This window comes from Gordonia oleivorans (assembly GCF_040044975.1).
Lineage (GTDB): Bacteria > Actinomycetota > Actinomycetes > Mycobacteriales > Mycobacteriaceae > Gordonia > Gordonia oleivorans.
Genome location: NZ_JBDZDI010000028.1, coordinates 21,428 through 37,111 on the forward strand (window position 1 = coordinate 21,428; position 15,684 = coordinate 37,111).

A 15,684-nucleotide genomic window follows, 5' to 3' on the forward strand; every position below is an offset into this window, starting at 1 on the left:
TCTGAATCATCGGGTACCGCAACGTTATGACCGCGGGCCGGTGGGTTGCTTCTCGATTCCTGATCGATCGAAGACGGCAGAGACGGCCGACCGGTCCCCGTCGATGTCGAGGGAGTCGACGGGAAGCATCCCCACGGCCACGCCGAGCAGCACATCCGCGCCGGTTCGGATGACCGCGTCCACCGGGCCGTCGGCGGATCCGCCGAACTCGAATCCCGAACGCGTCGAGGTGATCACGATCGTGCCCTCCGGTAACTCCACTCGGATGGACACCGCCCGGCGCGGCCGTGGCCGATCCGCCAGCACCGCGGGCAGGGCGAGTTCGAGCCACTCGGCACGGAACTGATCACCTTGCGGCCCGCGCGTCATCAGCGGTGTGGACCAGCGGATGAGGCCTTCGATCGGCTCGCGAAGCTCTCGGCCCCAGGGGGTGAGCGCGTACTCGATGCCGTCCGCGTCGTCGGCGAGGCGTCGCTCGATCACGCCCGCCGCCTCGAGCTCACGCAGCCGTCCGGCGAGCAGGTTGGTCGCCACGCCGGGCAGACCCGATCGCAATTCGCTGTAGCGGGCCGGGCGGATCAACAGCTGTCGCACGATCAACAGGTTCCATCGGTCACCCACCACGTCGAGCGCGCGTGCAAGCCCGCAGTACTGGCCGTAGTCTTTACTCACATCCACCTGCTTGATATTTTAAAGTTGCCTTGATCATATCAACCCTAGCCGAGAATGGACATCACCATGCAGGTCAGCCACCGGCCCGACTGGGTCGACGAATCGCTCTATCCGTTCACCAGCCACGTGATCGAGATCGACGGCAACGTCGTGCACTACGTCGACGAGGGTCCCGAGACCGCCCCGGGCGCCACACTGCTCTTCCTGCACGGCAACCCCACCTGGTCGTTCGTCTACCGCGACGTCGTCCGCGACCTGCGTGGTCAATTTCGTTGTATCGCACTGGATTATCCCGGCTTCGGGCTGTCCGAGGAGTCCGACGAGTACACCGCGCTGCCCGAGGATCACACCCGGATCGTCACCGCGTTCATCGATCGGTTGGATCTGACCGACCTGACCCTGGTGGCCCACGATTGGGGCGGCCCGATCGGCCTGGCGGCCGTCGCGCGGGATCGATCGCGGTTCACCGGGCTGATCCTCGCCAACACGTGGGCTTGGCCGGTGACCGCACCCCACGTGAAGATCATGTCGTATGTGATGGGCGGCCCGATCGGGTCGCTACTCATCCGGCAGTTCAATCTGTTTGTGAACGTGATGATTCCGGCGGGACACAAACTCCGCAAGCCCTCTGACGCCGAGATGAACCACTACCGCAATGCCCTGGACACCGGTCAACGACGGCAAGGGTCATCGATCTTCCCCCGGCAACTCACCGCCGGACACGATTTCCTCGCCGCCGTGGCGGACGCGTTGCCCGACCTCGCGACAATGCCCGCGTTGATCATCTGGGCCGATGCCGACATCGCCTTCGGGACTTCGGAACTGAAGCGCTGGGAATCGACCTTCGATGATCATCACACCGAGATCATCCACGGTGCAAGCCATTTCGTACAGTCGGATGCACCCGATCAATTCGCCGCAGCCATCCGCACCTGGTTCGATACACGCGGGTAGCGGGTCAGTCCAGTCCCACCAACTCCGCTGACACCGTCCACAACTGGTCGATCAACTCGGGATCGTGCGCTTGTCGGCTCTCCGGTCCGCGTGCGCGATGCCGGGAGAAGTACACGCCGTTGATGTCCGGATCGGCACCCCGATGAACCAGGTCGATCAGCGCCGCGGCACCCTGCTCCGGCGTGATCGGACCCAGTCGCTTCAGCGGCGTCCGGTACAGCAGCCCGATGACAAAGGAGTCGCGTCCGAAACTCGACGCCACAGCACCCGGATGCACTGCCGCAGAGACGATCCCGTCATCGCGCCACCGCTTGGCGATACCGCGGGTGAACAGGATGTTCTCCAACTTGCTGGTGCCGTAGGCGCGGAATTGTGTTGCGCGGCGGCGCCGGAAGTCGAGATCGGTCGGGTCCACGCGGCCGATCAGGTTGCCGATACTCGACGTGTTGACGACGAGCGCACCGGACTCGGCTGCGGCGAGTCGGTCGTGGAGCAGGTTGGTCAGCAAGAACGGCGCCAGATGATTGATCTGGAAGTTGGGTTCATGGTCATCGACCGTCGGCGGCGTCGGTTCGAAGGTGCCGCCGGCATTGTTCAGCAGGACATCGATGGACGTCGTGCGGTCGGCGATCTCCTTGGCGAGCGCGCGGACGTCATCGAGGCGGGCGAAGTCCGCGGTCAATCCGACAGCTCCGGTGTCGGCGGTCACCTTGGCGAGTTTGTCGGCCGAGCGACCCACGAGGATGAGGTCGACGTCGGGCCCCGCCAGTTCGCGGGCGGCTGCCGCGCCGATACCGTCGCTGGCACCGGTGATCACGATGGTCTAACGGGTCGGCACGTGCCGTCACCCCTCTCCTCAGAGCTCGTCGTCACGCTTGGCAAGTGAACGGCCGCGGTCGCCCGCCCACTCCCGACCCTACAGACCGACCCCACCCGGCCAAGGACGATCGACTCGCCTCGTCGTTGACAGCGCCCGCCTCGTCGTTGACAGCGCGCCGACATCAAGCGATCACTGACCGCCTACGACCACTGAGCTGCGAATCAATCATCTAGGCGAAGGTTCGGACATCGCACTCGCAGCCCGCTGCTAAACGCAGGCTTCCGACTGCGCGGCCACCAGGGGTGGCCATACACCACTCAGAGGGCGGCGCGTATCTGCGGCGCGAAGGCCTTTGCGAAACATCTTCAATCGACACTGGTCTCAACCACTACGTCCTGGGGATCATGAGTTCACACAGCATGTCCTCGATTGAATGCGCGAGATCGCTGATGGGAGCGAGTGTGTCGGCGCCATCGCCCCAGCCGGTGTTGTCAGTTCGTCGCTGGTCGACCGCCCACGCTCGGTTAGTCGTGCCTTCAGCGATTACTCGCAGTTGCGAGAAGTCCGGCCATAGATCGCGCGGCACCGCGACCTGGTAGTCGCCCTCGCGGTGGACGTACATCATCTCCGCATCGGGGTCGACGTAGTCGATCCATAGCTCGGACATTGTCGGCATGTCCAGAATCGCTAGGAGCCCTTGGTCCCACGAGTCGAGCATGAAGCCGTCGTGGAACTCAGTCGCGAGATCGCCCAACACCGACCGGGCAGAACCCCACCACGCAGGCAGCTCATGTCGAAACGGTTGGCGTCCGATCCACGCGTTGAATGTCGCGACGTGATCCAGATCCCGAGTGATGTACACCAGCGCGATGTCGGTGGTGTCGTAACCCGCGCGGTCGCCAAGTTGGAAATCTCGGACCACGTGGTGCGGAGTCGTCATCCGCGACAGCCCGACCTGAATCAGGTTCTCCTCCAAGAAGTCCGCGACACGAGGAAGACGCGGGCAGAACTGCCGCCAAAGCGAGGCGACGGCACCACCCGCCCCATTACCAGAGGCGACCAACTCCCGCCAGATCGTGGGCAGGTCTTGCGCCTCCTTGGCGGTCAGGTCATCGAGCTCCAGATAGGTAGCGTGCCACGTCCCGTAGAAAGACCTACGGATCTCATCGACGTTCATGTGCGCCCCTTCGAAACTCTGCAGGTTACGACGGTACTAAATTTAGCTGCGCGACCGCGCTGCGCAGCAGGTCACGAGCATGCGAGGGTGCCACCGGGAGTATCCGCCCGCCTCGTCGTTGACAGCGCTCAGCGTAGTGCCGGTTGGCCAAACCAGAGCGCCGTGAACGTCGACTCGAGCGCTGTCAGTGACATTGAGAGCGCCGTCAACGGAATTCAGGGCGCTGTCAACGGAACTCGGCACCGCAGCGCCTCGCCGCCGCGCCCACCCGTACGCCTCACTCCGCGAGAGCGTCGCATCCAGGGGCCGGTGCGTCCTCGAAAAGTGGCTTGCCCAACGGGATCAGGTACAGCACGTCCAGGACCACCGGCGTGTTCCCGAGATTCCGGCCGACGTGCGTATTGGACTGTCCCGCCGGTTCTTTGATGATGTCCCCGGTCCGGTAGATCACCGGCTTGCAGTCAGCTCCGGGATGAGTCAGGGTTCCGGCCCGGACCAGACCGACCAGTTGGCCATCGTGATAGTGCCAGCCGGTCGTCCCACCCGGAGCGATCGTGATCTCCCGAACGGCGACGTGGACCCCCTCGGGGACGAACGGCAACAGATCTGCCGGGATGTCTCCCTCCGCGAACGTGACCGCGGGGACCCCGGACGACGGCGTCGCCCGCGCGATCGCCGGCACGAGACCGACACACAGCACCACCGAGACCATCACCAGCATGCCGCGTGCGAGTTGCCTCATTCGTCGACGGTACTGCCGTTCACGCCGGTCGGAGCCGTTTCGGCAAGACCCACCTGGTTCGCACACCCCATCCGGTGGCACGATGTGGACCACGTGACACCCGACGACGTGACACCCCAACTCCAGGAGCACAACGATGAGCACCGTCCCCGACCAATTCACTGCGCTCGTGGCCACGGAATCCGACGGCGCGATCACCGTGGACCGTACCGATTTCGCCGCGGCGGACCTGCCCGGCGGCGACGTGACGATCGCGGTGCAGTACTCCGGCGTCAACTACAAGGACGCCCTTGCGGTGACGCCGCGCGGCGGCGTGGTGCGCAATTACCCGATCATCCCGGGCATCGACATCGCCGGCGAGGTGATCGAATCCACCGACCCGGATTTCGCCCCCGGTGACCGCGTCGTCGCGCACGGCGGCCCGATCGGTACCGAACAGCACGGCGGTTACGCCGATTACGCCCGTGTGCCGGCGGCGCAGGTCGTGAAGCTCACCTCGCTGTCCACCCGCGACGCCGCGGCCATCGGCACTGCGGGATTCACCGCCGCGATGAGCGTGGCAGCCCTCCTCGATCACGGCCTGACACCGGATGACGGGCCCGTCGTCGTCACCGGAGCCAGCGGCGGCGTCGGCGCCGTCAGCGTCGACATCCTTGCCGCACAGGGCTTCTCGGTGACCGCCTCGAGCGGAAAGGCGGAGGCCGCCGAACTGCTCACCACACTCGGCGCCGCCGAGGTCGTCGGCCGCCTCGTCGACGACGAGACCAAGATCCGCCCACTCGGTAAATCGGTCTGGGCGGGCGCGGTCGACTGCGTCGGCGGCAAGACCCTCGCCTACGTGTTGAGCACGATGAACCACAGCGGTGCGGTCGCCGCCAGCGGACTCACCGGCGGTGCCGACCTGCCGACCACGGTGATGCCGTTCATCCTGCGAGGCGTCGCCCTGCTCGGCATCGATTCGGTCCTCATCGGGGCCGATCTCCGACGGGCCATCTGGTCGCGAATCGAGGGCGACCTACGCCCGACACACCTCGATGCCGTCATCGCCGAGATCGGACTCGACGACCTACCCGCCGCCCTCGACTTGATCCGTGCGGGCAAGATGACCGGCCGGACGGTGGTGCGGGTTCTCGGCGACTCCGCCTGACCCCGCAGCCAGGACACCCCCACGCGCCCCGACGACGATCGGGGCGCGTGGGTGTCCCAATCGACGAGCACACACCGCCGATGTCTGTCACCGTTGATGCATGACCGATCCGTCACCGGCTTTCGACGTGAACAAACTGTTCCCGGGAAAGTTCTTCATCAGCACCACGCTCGACGTGCTCGAGTCGAAGAAGAAGATGACCGGCCACATGCGGCGACGGTTCCTGCAACGCGCAGCGATGGCCGGCGCCATCATCGCCATCTTCTACGTCATCAACTACACGATCGTCGCCGCCTTCAATCAGATGGGATCGACGCCCGAGCAACTGCACGCGGTGGGCAAACTCATCGGAGCCTTCATCTTCGGGTGGGCACTGGTGTTCATCTATTACACCAAGTCCGAACTGCTCACATCGAACATGATGATCGTCTCCGTCGGCGCCTACTACCGACGGCTCACCCCGATGCTGTTCATCCGCATCCTGGCGTTCTGCTACCTCGGCAACATCCTGGGCGGCCTGTTCATCGCGCTACTCTTGCGCGGCACCACCCTCATCGAGGGACCGGTCCTCGAAGCCATGCACCATGCCGTCGAGGTGAAGACCGGCTACGTCACCGACGGCTTCTCCGGATGCATGGACCTGTTCATCCGCGCCATCCTCTGCAATTTCATGATCAACATGGCGATGCTGCTGGTGTACAACGGCTATCTGGTGGAGGACATCGCCAAATGCATGGCGATGGTCACCTCCGTCTTCGTCTTCGCCTTCCTGGACTTCGAACATTCGGTGGCCAACACCGTCCTGTTCATGATCGTCGGCATGCATGGCGACGTGAACCTGTGGCCGGCGCTGGGAAATCTCGGAATCGTGTTGGCGGGCAACTTCATCGGCGGTGGTTTACTCATCGGCATCTACTATGCGTGGGTCAACGACGAGCACGACACCCACCTGCCGCATCTACGCCACCGGCGTAAGTCCTGACGCCGGTGGCGTTAGAGCACCTTGTCGATGTCGTCGGTCAGCTTCTCGGGCTTGACCGTCGGAGCGAATCGGTCCACCACCGCACCGGACTTGTCGACGAGGAACTTGGTGAAGTTCCACTTCACCCGTGAACCCAGAACTCCCGACTTCTGTTGGCGCAGCCACTGATACAGCGGATGCGCCTGATCACCGTTGACGTCGACCTTGGCGAACATCGGGAATGTCACATCGTAGGTGAGTGAACAGAAATTCTTGATCTCCGCCTCATCGCCGGGCTCCTGATGAGCGAACTGGTCACACGGAAAACCGAGGATCACCAGGCCTTTGTCGGCGTACTCGCGGTGCAGCTTCTCCAGTCCCTCGTACTGGGGTGTGAAACCACACTTCGACGCGGTGTTGACGATCAGCATCGGATGGCCCCGGTACTTCTCGAGATCCACCGGATTGCCGTCGATGTCGGTTGCAGTGAAGTCATAGGCGCTGGTCACGGCCATCCCCTGTTCCGTCGGTGTCACGCTCGCTGGTTGCGGCACGTCTGGCTTCTCACCCTACGGCCCGGTTACGTCGCCGACCACCATTGCACTCATCCCACGCAGGCAGCCCGCCCTCGGACACCTCGACCGCGTTGACAGCGCTCTGAATTCCATTGACAGCGCTCTGGTTTCGGTCGAACGACCCACCCTGTCGGTCGATCCCCGTCCCGCCTGTCGAGCCGCCCCTCCCGTCGGTCGAGCCTCCCGCATCTCGTCGGTCGAGCCGATCCGGAGCGCCAGCCTTGCGACAATGCTGATACGGAACCAGCAGCAACACAACAGGTCTCGAGGCTCGTCGCTAGCGCTCCTCGCACCTCGACCAGCGGGACAAAAGGCTCGACCAGCGGGACAAGGGCGCGCTCGGCGGTCAACGATCCCGTGGCTGGTGCACAGCGTACGCTACCTCGACAACCGTCACCGTGCGGCCGCCAGCCGACTTCGTCCGATCAGACTTGCAACGACCGCACATACACCGCCGCGACAGCCTCGAGCCCTCGCTGATCGTCGTCGCTGAACCGATCCGCGTCGGGACTGTCGATGTCGAAGACACCGATGAGTGTGCCATCGTCGGCGACCAGCGGGACGACCAACTCCGACCGACTCCCCGCGTCACAGGCGATATGGTCCGGCACGGCGTGAACGTCGGCCACCCGTTGAGTCCGGCGGGTCCGTGCGGCCGCGCCACACACACCACGATCCAGCGGAATCCGAACACACGCCGGCTTGCCCTGGAACGGCCCCACCACCAACTCGGTGCCGTCGAAGAGGTAGAAACCAACCCAATTCAGTCGGGGCACAGAGTGATAGATCAGCGATGAGATGTTGGCGGCATTCGCGATCCGGTCATGTTCGTCGGCGACCAGCGTTGCCGCTGCGGACTCGAGTTCGTCGTAGGTCCATTCCGCATCTGTCGACAGCTCAAAGCTCATTACCCCATCATGCCCACCTCGCAGGGGTTCACCCACCCACCGATCACCCCGATTCCATCCGCCGATCCGCCCATCTCCGACATTCCGGTAGGTTGGGAGATCATCATGATCCTCGTCTTCGCAGCGTTCCTCGCGCTCATCACCTTCTGGCTGCACCGCCGCATCGTTCGTGCCACGGCCATGCCGCGCCCGTGGTCGATCGTCGCCGACGCCGTGCTCGTCATCATGTGGGCATTCGCCGTGGTCGGCATCGCCACCGGACGCGAACTCAACCCGTCCGCCTTCCGGGCCCCCGCGTGGCTCGGGCTGACGTGGCTCGCCGTGGTTCTCTACCTGGTTCTCGGATTCATCGTGGTCGGCCTGATGTCGCTGATCTGGCGACTGGTCCTGCGGGTCAGACCCAGCGATACCGGGCGACGACGCCGCCTCCTCGCAGTACGCGTCACCACCGGCGTCGTCGTCATCGCAGCACTCGTCACCACCTCGTACGGCGTCTGGGAAGCAGCTTCACCACGCGTCACGCAGACGACGGTCACCCTCCCGCAACTGCCCGAGCAGTTCGACGGCATCCGCGTCGCACTGATCTCCGACCTCCACGTCGGCCCCGCACGCGGACGCAACTTCACCCAGCAGGTCGTCGACGAGGTCATGGCCGAAAAGCCCGACCTGATCGCCATCACCGGCGATCTCGCCGACGGCACCGTCGCCGAGGTCGGTGCCGACATCGACCCCCTCGCCCAACTCCGAGCTCCGCTGGGAGTGTTCGGGGTCAGCGGCAATCACGAGTTCTACGCCGACGACGGGGGACGCTGGCTCGACCACTGGGAGCAGCTCGGCATCACCACACTGCGCAATCAACGAGTCGAGGTCACCCACGACGGTGCGACGATCGACGTCGTGGGCATCCAGGACTACACGGCACCGAAACCTTATGAACCGGACCTTCCCGAGGCGCTCGACGGCAGCGACCCCGACAGGTTCCGGCTCCTGCTCGCCCATGAACCGCGTCAGGCGCTGCAGGCCTCCGATCTCGGTGTGGACTTTCAGCTGTCAGGCCACACGCACGGCGGTCAGATCTGGCCGATCCGCTATCTCGTACCCCTCCAGCAGCCGTCCGTCGAGGGCCTGGATAAGGTCGGCAACACCGTGCTGTACACGACGCGCGGTGCCGGTGCGTGGGGCCCACCGGTGCGTGTCGGCGCACCGCCCGAGGTCACGATCCTGGAACTGCACCGCGGTTGACCTCACCGGCGCCCGAATCTCGGCCCGCACGCGCCAGATTCGCGTGCGATCGCCCATAGAAGGCGTAGATGAGGAGTCCGATGACCAGCCACACCACGAACCGCAACCAGGTCTCGATGGCGAGGTTCACCATCAGTCCCGCGCAACAGATCGCGGAGACGATCGGCAGGACCGGTGACCACGGAACACGGAAGGGCCGCTTCATATCCGGCTGGGTCCGGCGCAGCACCGGAACGGCGATCGAGACCACCAGGAACGCGAACAGCGTTCCGATCGACACCATCTCGGCCAATGCCGCCAACGGGACGAACGCCGCGAGCAGCACCACGACGGCGGTGGTGATCATCGTGATGCGGTACGGGGTCTGCCATTTCGGATGGATTTTGCCTGCCGAATGCGGGATCAGCCCATCACGCGACAGCGCGAAACCGATGCGGGACATGCCGACGATGTCGACGAGGATCACCGACGTCAGCCCGGCAACCGCAGCGATCCCGAGAAGCACACCGGCCCAACTCAATCCGACCTGATTGAACGCATCCGACAGCGGCGCCCCGGTGCTGAGATCGGTGTAATGCACCATGCCCACCAGCACGAAGCACACGCCGACGTAGAGGACCGTGCAGATCAACAGGGTGCCCAACAAGCCGCGGGCCATGTCACGTGCGGGATGCCGGGTCTCCTCGCCGAGGTTCGCGACGATCTCGAAACCGCTGTAGGAGAAGAACACCACCGCCGAGGCGAACAGCACCCCGGCCACCCCGAATGCCGTCGCCTCCACTCCGGAGATCCACTGCCACAACGGTTGCCGCCAGCCGCTTTCCCCGCCGGTGGGTTGCGCGGGCGGGATGAAGGGCGTGTAGTTCGCCGCCTTGATGAAGAAGAGGCCGGCGACGATGACGAAGACGCAGATGCTCACCTTCAGATAGACCAGCGCGTTGGTGACCCAGCCCGATTCCTTGATACCGACGGTCGCCACCACACCGAGGACCAACGCGATCGCGACCGCCCCCAGGTTGACCGTCGAATCCTCACCGAAGAACGTCGTCGGCAGGTTGAAGACGTCCTGCAGGTAGCCCGACCACCCGCGGGACACCACCGCCGCACCGAGCGCGAACTCGAGGATCAGATCCCAGCCGATGATCCACGCGATGATCTCGCCGAGGGTGGTGTAGGCGTAGGTGTAGGACGATCCGGCCGTCGGCACCGCGGAGGCGAGTTCGGCGTAACAGAATGCGGCAAACAGGGCGATGACCCCGGCCACCACGAACGAGATCATGATGGCCGGTCCCGCATTGTCTTTCGCCTGCACGCCGGTCAACGTGAAGATTCCCGTACCGATGACCATGCCGACGCCGAACCCGATGAGATCGCGGGCCCGCAGTGTCTGTTTGAGTCGTCCGCCTTCGAGTTGGTGTCCCTCGTCGTTCTGATGGATCACCGTGTCGACGGGCTTCTTCCGGAAGATGCCGCCCAACTGCGTCATCCCTCCGACGCTAGACCCGTCCGCGTCGGTCGGCAGCCAACACGCCGGAGACCGACAGCGCCTAAACCAATTGGGCCAACTTGGGAAAGCCACTGCGGTGGAAGATGAGTGGATTGCCCGATTCGGGATGTTCGACGCCGTGCAGTTCGAGGAGAACGATGAAGTGGTCGCCCGCCTCGACCTCGCGGTAGATGGTGCAATCGAAGTGCGCCACACCGTCATCGAGGGTGACCGCGCCGTCGTCGGAGGCCTTGATCGCGATATCGTCGAATCGGTTGGCGACCGGCCCGGCCAGCTGACGGCACACGACGGCCTGGTGCTCGGCGAGGACGGTGACGCCCAGGTGGGCGGCACGCCGCAGATCCGGCCAGGTCTTCGACGTGTTCGCGATAGAGATCGAGACGAGCGGCGGATCGAGGCTGACGCTGGTGAAAGAGCTTGCGGCAAGACCGATCAACTCGCCGTCGACCTCGGCGGCCACCGCGACGACGCCGGTCGGGAAGACCCCGAAGGCCTTGCGTAGTCGCGCCGCATCGAGATCCTGGTTGGTGGCGAAGTCACTCATGAAAGCACTCCCAGTTGTCGGGACACGATGGGCGCGGTGGCCGCCAACCAGTCGGCGTACGCCGACGGATCGTCGTGACGGGAATCCACCACGTACAGACCGCGACCGGGGACGGTGCCACCGATCTCGGTGAGCACCGGCCGCAGCACCAGTTCCGGAGCCAACGAATGCGCCTCCGAACCACCCAGCATCAACGGGATGGCCAGACCGGAAAGTCCTGTACCACCGGCAAATCGGTCCAGGAACAGCTTCAGCAGACCGGTGTAGGCGGCCTTGTAGGTGGGACTGGCGACGACGACGAGGTCGGCCTCGCCGACCTGCCGCACCAGATCCGACACCTCCGGATCGGACCAATCCAGCACTGCCGCACCAAGAGTGGCGATGTCGATGATCAGATCCGGTTCGGCACCGGTCAGCTGGGTGGCCACATAGCTCGCCGCGGACAGGGTCCGACTGGCGGGCTTCGGATTGCCCACCACCACAGCTGTTCTCACGGTCGTCACGATGCCGACACCGCCGTCGCCGGGCGGCTGTCGGGGCGGGCAGAGACGGGGGCCTGCGCGCCGAAGGGCACGGATGCGGCCCGGACGTTCGGCGGCGCCGGGTGTTGCCAGAGACCACGCCGGGTCAACTCCGGCAGCACGCCCTCGCCGAACCAGTACGACTCCTCGAGATGCGGATACCCGGACAACACGAATTCGTCGATACCGACCTCGTGGTAGGCCTCGATGAGGTCGGCGATCTCGGTGTACGACCCGACCATCGCCGTACCCGCGCCGCCACGGACCAGGCCGATGCCCGCCCACAGGTTCGGATAGATCTCCAGATCGTCCTTGGAACCGTTGTTGAGAGCCAACATTCGCTGTTGTCCCACCGATGCCGAACGTTTGAGGCCCGACTGGATGCGCGCGATGTCGTCGGCGGAGATGTGGGTGAGCAGGCGATTCGCCTCCGCCCACGCCTCCTCGGAGGTGTCCCGGGCGATGGTGTGCAGGCGGATGCCGTAGACGAGTTCCCGGCCCTGTTCCTCGGCGGCGCGCCGGACGCGGGCGATCTTCTCGGCCACCGCCTCGGGTGGTTCACCCCAGGTGAGGTAGACGTCGGCGTGTTTGGCGGCCACCGCGATACCGGCGGGCGAGGAGCCACCGAAGTAGATCTCCGGTACCGGGTCCGGAATCTGGTGCAGCGTCGCATTTTCCACCGACAGGTACTGTCCGGTGAAGTTCACCGTCTCCCCGGTCCACAGGCGTCGCACGATCTCGAGGAATTCGTCGGCGCGCGCATACCGCTCGTCCTTGGTGGAGAAGTCGCCGAACATCGCCTGCTCGGCGTCCTCGCCCCCGGTGACGACGTTGAGCAGCAGCCGGCCGCCGGACAGATTCTGGAAGGTGCCCGCCATCTGCGCGGCCAGGAAGGGAGCGGTCACTCCGGGCCGGAAGGCCACGAGAAACTTGAGCCGTTCGGACAGGCTGTTGAGCATGGCGGTGGCCACCCACGCGTCCTCACACCAGGCGCCGGTCGGCGTCAACGCCGCCTCGAATCCCAGTTGCTCGGCGCTGCGGGCGATCTGTCCGAGGTAGGGCACCGTCGCCGCGCGCGACGACGCCTCGGCCGCCAGTCCGTGACCGCCGCCGACCACACTGCGTCCGTCACCGCCGTTGGTGGGAAGAAACCAATGAAACTTCACGCCAGCTCAATCCATTTCTCATCGTCGTCCTCTGGGCACAACCCCACGATTGCACCCGAGAATCGACGACCCGCCAAGAGTTTGGACCGCGGTGATCGGGACCCGTCCCTACCTGGGCATCCACCCTCCTCGTCAGCAGACCGAACGCACTTCGGGTGCTTCCCCCTGCAAGGTCACCGACAGCGACCGATAGCCGCGGACACCTCCGCACATCCCGACGTCGGAGGCGACCAGCGTCGTCGGTACTCGAGAATCCGAGGCACTTCGGCAGGCCGTCCCCGTCCCTCTCGCCGTCGGCGCGCCCCACGATTCCCACACGATGTTGCCGATCGTGTTGGCACACAACGAGCTCAGCGACAAGGTCGGAGGTCGCACCGACCCATAACCCACCGAGTACGCGCCGTCGGGTTGACCGAGAACCAGATTCGGCTCCACGGACACAGCCGAGGCGGCGGATGTGTCCTCGCCGGACACGGCCGTTCCGTCGGTCGAACAGCCGGCGGCGAACAGCGCGATCAGAACCACTGCGATACACATCGGAGGCTTCAGGAGGTCAGAGGTGGCCACAGCTGACGACTGTAGGCCGCCGCGAGCGACCTCGTAAGCACCCGATCGGACCACGCGCGGTGCCTGGTCAGGGCCGCTGAGCATGGTCGACGGGCAGACGAGCGACGGCGCCATCGGCGTGGCCGAGGGCGCCGTCGGTGGTCACAATGCCTTACGACTCGTCAGACGTGATCAACTCGTGCAGAAACTCCATCTTCTCCAGAACCTTCGGCGGCAGCACGAACGGGTACAGGTCCTGATGACCCATCGAGCGGTTGATCTGGTTCAGCGCCCAGGTCAACGGCAACCACCATTCGATGATCCGGTCGAAACCGACCTGACCGGGCAGGTCCGCGTCCAGGGTCGCACCGGCCGGGGCGAGAGCGAACGCCGCTGCGGTGTCGAGCGTGTCACGAATGTGCAGGTAGTGCGCGAATGTCTCGGCCCAGTCCTCGGCCGGATGCATCGTCGCGTAGGAGGACACGTAGTCGTCCTCCCAGTTCGCCGGCGGGCCCTCGCTGTAGTGCCGGTCGAGCGCGGCCTGATAGTCGTCGTCCGGATTGCCGAACAACTCCTCGTAGCGGGCGCGGTTCGGGCCGTCCCCGACGAGCACCATCTGATAGAAGTGCCCGATCTCGTGCCGGAAGTGTCCGATGAGGGTGCGGTACGGCTCGTCCATCGACACACGCAGTTGCTCGCGGTGGACGTCGTCACCCTCGGCGAGGTCCAGGGTGATCACACCGTCGGCATGGCCGGTGATGACCGATTCGTTCGCACTCGACAGCAGGTCGAAGGCGAGGCCGACGGCGGGGTCTTGGTCTTTGCCGAAGATCGGCAGGCCGAGTTCGTCGAGTTCGACGATGACGCGCCGCTTGGCCAGTTCGGCCTCGGCGAAGGCCTCCATCGCCTTGGTGTCACTGTCTTCCGGCCGGGTACGGGTCAGACGGCAGGATTCGCACAGTGCCGGGAGATCGTCGCCGACGGCGACGAGCCAATTGCAGGCGGCCACCGGTGCGTTCGCACACCGGGCCACCGGCACATCGTCGACGGTTGCCGTCTCGTTGTCGTCGAGCACCTGAATCGTGCGGGACGGCAGGTGGAATCCCAACTGGCTCTCGCAGTTGAGGCAGAGCGAGTTCTCGAAGATCAGCTGTTGGCCGCATTTACGGCAGTGGAAGTCGCGCACTCTTTGCCACTCCTTGGTTGTCGATCATGTGGTCATGGGGTCGGTCCGGCGGCATTGTCGATCGCTTCTTGATCGGTGGGCATGCCGCGCCCAGTTGTTGGTCGAAACACATGGCCAATCGTGCACATGAAGGTGATGGATGTCACATCAGGTTATCGAATCCCCTGCAGTTGGACGGTCGGGGTCGGCCGACCACTGCGACCACGACCCGGGATAGAGCACCCCGGAGATCCCGGCGACCGCCAGTGCGGCGATCTCGTGCGCCGCGTTGACCCCCGATCCGCAGTAGACGACGGCCTGTTTCCCGTCGGTGATGCCGTTCGCCGCGAACCGGGCACGCAGGTCCGCCGCCGACAGGAAGTGCCCGTCGGAGGTGAGGTTGCCCGCAGTCGGTACGTTCACCGCCCCGGGGATGTGGCCGGCCCGGGGATCGATCGGCTCGACCTCACCGCGGTACCGCTCGTCGACGCGCGCATCGACGAGCGCGTCGCCCGCCGCGTCGTCGGCGCACAACCGGTCCGACAACGCCGCGACCTCATCGATGGTGACGCTCGGCAGTTCGCCGGCGCGCAGCGTGATCGTGCCGCGGCGGGGTGCGGTGTCCCCGGTCGACAGGCGCAGTCCGGCCGACCGCCACGCGGCGAGCCCGCCGTCGAGGATGCGCACGTCGGAGTGACCACCCCAGCGCAGCAACCACCACGCCCGTGCCGATGCGAGATTGCCGATGTCGTCGTAGACGACCACAGGCGACGCGTCGTCGACACCCCACCTGCGTGCCGCCTCCTGCAATCGCGACAGCGACGGAAGCGGGTGGCGACCCGCCTCGGGTGTGGGCGGATCGGCGAGTTCGGTGTCGAGATCCACCCAGACGGCACCGGGCACATGACCTTCGCGGTACTGCTCATGACCGTCGGTGCGCCCGAGTTGCCACCGCACGTCCAGGATGACCGGTGGCCGGTCCGACAGCATCTCCTCGGTCAGTGCGTTGACATCGATCAGTACCTCGGTCATGGACG

17 protein-coding genes are annotated in these 15,684 nt (G+C 65.1%); 4 read left to right on the top strand and 13 right to left on the bottom strand.

Annotation, left to right across the window (positions count from 1 at the left end; translation table 11 throughout):
* Positions 1 to 24: 24 nt before the first annotated feature.
* Entirely contained in the window at positions 25 to 678 is a 654-nt protein-coding gene (locus tag ABLE92_RS24065; protein ID WP_348807327.1) for a winged helix-turn-helix transcriptional regulator, read from the bottom strand.
* Between the two features lie 48 nt (positions 679 to 726).
* Here ABLE92_RS24065 and ABLE92_RS24070 point away from each other — a divergent pair, with 48 nt between their 5' ends.
* Positions 727 to 1,626 carry an alpha/beta fold hydrolase gene (locus tag ABLE92_RS24070; RefSeq protein ID WP_348807328.1) on the top strand — a complete coding sequence of 300 codons (900 nt, stop codon included), beginning with the start codon at positions 727 to 729 and terminating at the stop codon, positions 1,624 to 1,626.
* A gap of 4 nt (positions 1,627 to 1,630) precedes the next feature.
* Here ABLE92_RS24070 and ABLE92_RS24075 read toward each other — a convergent pair whose 3' ends face one another.
* From ABLE92_RS24075 to ABLE92_RS24085, 3 genes are all read right to left on the bottom strand, one after another.
* Positions 1,631 to 2,443 (bottom strand): SDR family NAD(P)-dependent oxidoreductase, encoded by an 813-nt coding sequence (locus ABLE92_RS24075; protein WP_425476288.1) that lies wholly within the window; start codon positions 2,441 to 2,443, stop codon positions 1,631 to 1,633.
* A gap of 391 nt (positions 2,444 to 2,834) precedes the next feature.
* The gene (locus tag ABLE92_RS24080) at positions 2,835 to 3,623 is read right to left on the bottom strand and encodes a hypothetical protein (RefSeq protein WP_348807329.1); all 789 of its coding nucleotides are present in this window, start codon (positions 3,621 to 3,623) and stop codon (positions 2,835 to 2,837) included.
* 277 nt (positions 3,624 to 3,900) lie between these two features.
* A complete protein-coding gene (locus ABLE92_RS24085) occupies positions 3,901 to 4,344 on the bottom strand; it encodes a cupin domain-containing protein (protein ID WP_425476262.1) in 444 nt (147 codons plus the stop codon).
* Between the two features lie 157 nt (positions 4,345 to 4,501).
* Here ABLE92_RS24085 and ABLE92_RS24090 point away from each other — a divergent pair, with 157 nt between their 5' ends.
* Complete coding sequence (locus ABLE92_RS24090; protein ID WP_348807331.1) at positions 4,502 to 5,512, top strand: acrylyl-CoA reductase family protein; 1,011 nt, start codon at positions 4,502 to 4,504, stop codon at positions 5,510 to 5,512.
* A 100-nt stretch (positions 5,513 to 5,612) separates the two neighbouring features.
* Positions 5,613 to 6,494, top strand: a complete 882-nt coding sequence (locus ABLE92_RS24095; RefSeq protein WP_348807332.1) for a formate/nitrite transporter family protein — start codon at positions 5,613 to 5,615, stop codon at positions 6,492 to 6,494.
* Between the two features lie 11 nt (positions 6,495 to 6,505).
* Here the strand turns inward: ABLE92_RS24095 and ABLE92_RS24100 are convergent, their stop codons facing one another.
* Both ABLE92_RS24100 and ABLE92_RS24105 read right to left on the bottom strand, forming a co-directional pair.
* Positions 6,506 to 6,982, bottom strand: coding sequence for a glutathione peroxidase (locus tag ABLE92_RS24100; protein WP_348807367.1), 477 nt, complete (start codon positions 6,980 to 6,982; stop codon positions 6,506 to 6,508).
* A 491-nt stretch (positions 6,983 to 7,473) separates the two neighbouring features.
* Complete coding sequence (locus tag ABLE92_RS24105) at positions 7,474 to 7,956, bottom strand: GAF domain-containing protein (RefSeq protein WP_348807333.1); 483 nt, start codon at positions 7,954 to 7,956, stop codon at positions 7,474 to 7,476.
* 105 nt (positions 7,957 to 8,061) lie between these two features.
* On the opposite strand from ABLE92_RS24105, the gene ABLE92_RS24110 reads away from it, so the two are divergent.
* Positions 8,062 to 9,198 carry a metallophosphoesterase gene (locus ABLE92_RS24110; RefSeq protein ID WP_348807368.1) on the top strand — a complete coding sequence of 379 codons (1,137 nt, stop codon included), beginning with the start codon at positions 8,062 to 8,064 and terminating at the stop codon, positions 9,196 to 9,198.
* Here the strand turns inward: ABLE92_RS24110 and ABLE92_RS24115 are convergent.
* The 7 genes from ABLE92_RS24115 to ABLE92_RS24145 form a co-directional block, all read right to left on the bottom strand.
* Positions 9,170 to 10,684, bottom strand: a complete 1,515-nt coding sequence (locus tag ABLE92_RS24115) for an APC family permease (RefSeq protein ID WP_348807334.1) — start codon at positions 10,682 to 10,684, stop codon at positions 9,170 to 9,172. The two genes, ABLE92_RS24110 and ABLE92_RS24115, sit on opposite strands and share 29 nt — an antisense overlap.
* Before the next feature lie 61 nt (positions 10,685 to 10,745).
* Positions 10,746 to 11,249 (bottom strand): flavin reductase family protein, encoded by a 504-nt coding sequence (locus ABLE92_RS24120; RefSeq protein ID WP_348807335.1) that lies wholly within the window; start codon positions 11,247 to 11,249, stop codon positions 10,746 to 10,748.
* Entirely contained in the window at positions 11,246 to 11,743 is a 498-nt protein-coding gene (locus tag ABLE92_RS24125) for an NAD(P)H-dependent oxidoreductase (RefSeq protein WP_348807336.1), read from the bottom strand. The genes ABLE92_RS24120 and ABLE92_RS24125 overlap by 4 nt, the downstream gene beginning before the upstream one ends.
* A gap of 5 nt (positions 11,744 to 11,748) precedes the next feature.
* Positions 11,749 to 12,936, bottom strand: coding sequence for an LLM class flavin-dependent oxidoreductase (locus ABLE92_RS24130; RefSeq protein WP_348807337.1), 1,188 nt, complete (start codon positions 12,934 to 12,936; stop codon positions 11,749 to 11,751).
* Between the two features lie 132 nt (positions 12,937 to 13,068).
* Positions 13,069 to 13,503 (bottom strand): hypothetical protein, encoded by a 435-nt coding sequence (locus ABLE92_RS24135; RefSeq protein ID WP_348807338.1) that lies wholly within the window; start codon positions 13,501 to 13,503, stop codon positions 13,069 to 13,071.
* A gap of 151 nt (positions 13,504 to 13,654) precedes the next feature.
* Positions 13,655 to 14,668: a zinc-binding metallopeptidase family protein gene (locus ABLE92_RS24140; protein WP_348807339.1), complete on the bottom strand. Its 1,014-nt coding sequence runs from the start codon at positions 14,666 to 14,668 to the stop codon at positions 13,655 to 13,657.
* A 147-nt stretch (positions 14,669 to 14,815) separates the two neighbouring features.
* Positions 14,816 to 15,679 (bottom strand): sulfurtransferase, encoded by an 864-nt coding sequence (locus ABLE92_RS24145; RefSeq protein WP_348807340.1) that lies wholly within the window; start codon positions 15,677 to 15,679, stop codon positions 14,816 to 14,818.
* Between the last annotated feature and the right edge of the window lie 5 nt (positions 15,680 to 15,684).

Coding starts and splice junctions, on each gene's coding strand:
- ABLE92_RS24070 (WP_348807328.1), top strand. CDS start 727: ATGGACATCACCATGCAGGTCAGCCACCGGCCCGACTGGGTCGACGAA.
- ABLE92_RS24085 (WP_425476262.1), bottom strand. CDS start 4,344: ATGCTGGTGATGGTCTCGGTGGTGCTGTGTGTCGGTCTCGTGCCGGCG.
- ABLE92_RS24145 (WP_348807340.1), bottom strand. CDS start 15,679: ATGACCGAGGTACTGATCGATGTCAACGCACTGACCGAGGAGATGCTG.
- ABLE92_RS24120 (WP_348807335.1), bottom strand. CDS start 11,249: ATGAGTGACTTCGCCACCAACCAGGATCTCGATGCGGCGCGACTACGC.
- ABLE92_RS24115 (WP_348807334.1), bottom strand. CDS start 10,684: ATGACGCAGTTGGGCGGCATCTTCCGGAAGAAGCCCGTCGACACGGTG.
- ABLE92_RS24110 (WP_348807368.1), top strand. CDS start 8,062: ATGATCCTCGTCTTCGCAGCGTTCCTCGCGCTCATCACCTTCTGGCTG.
- ABLE92_RS24090 (WP_348807331.1), top strand. CDS start 4,502: ATGAGCACCGTCCCCGACCAATTCACTGCGCTCGTGGCCACGGAATCC.
- ABLE92_RS24105 (WP_348807333.1), bottom strand. CDS start 7,956: ATGAGCTTTGAGCTGTCGACAGATGCGGAATGGACCTACGACGAACTC.
- ABLE92_RS24080 (WP_348807329.1), bottom strand. CDS start 3,623: ATGAACGTCGATGAGATCCGTAGGTCTTTCTACGGGACGTGGCACGCT.
- ABLE92_RS24095 (WP_348807332.1), top strand. CDS start 5,613: ATGACCGATCCGTCACCGGCTTTCGACGTGAACAAACTGTTCCCGGGA.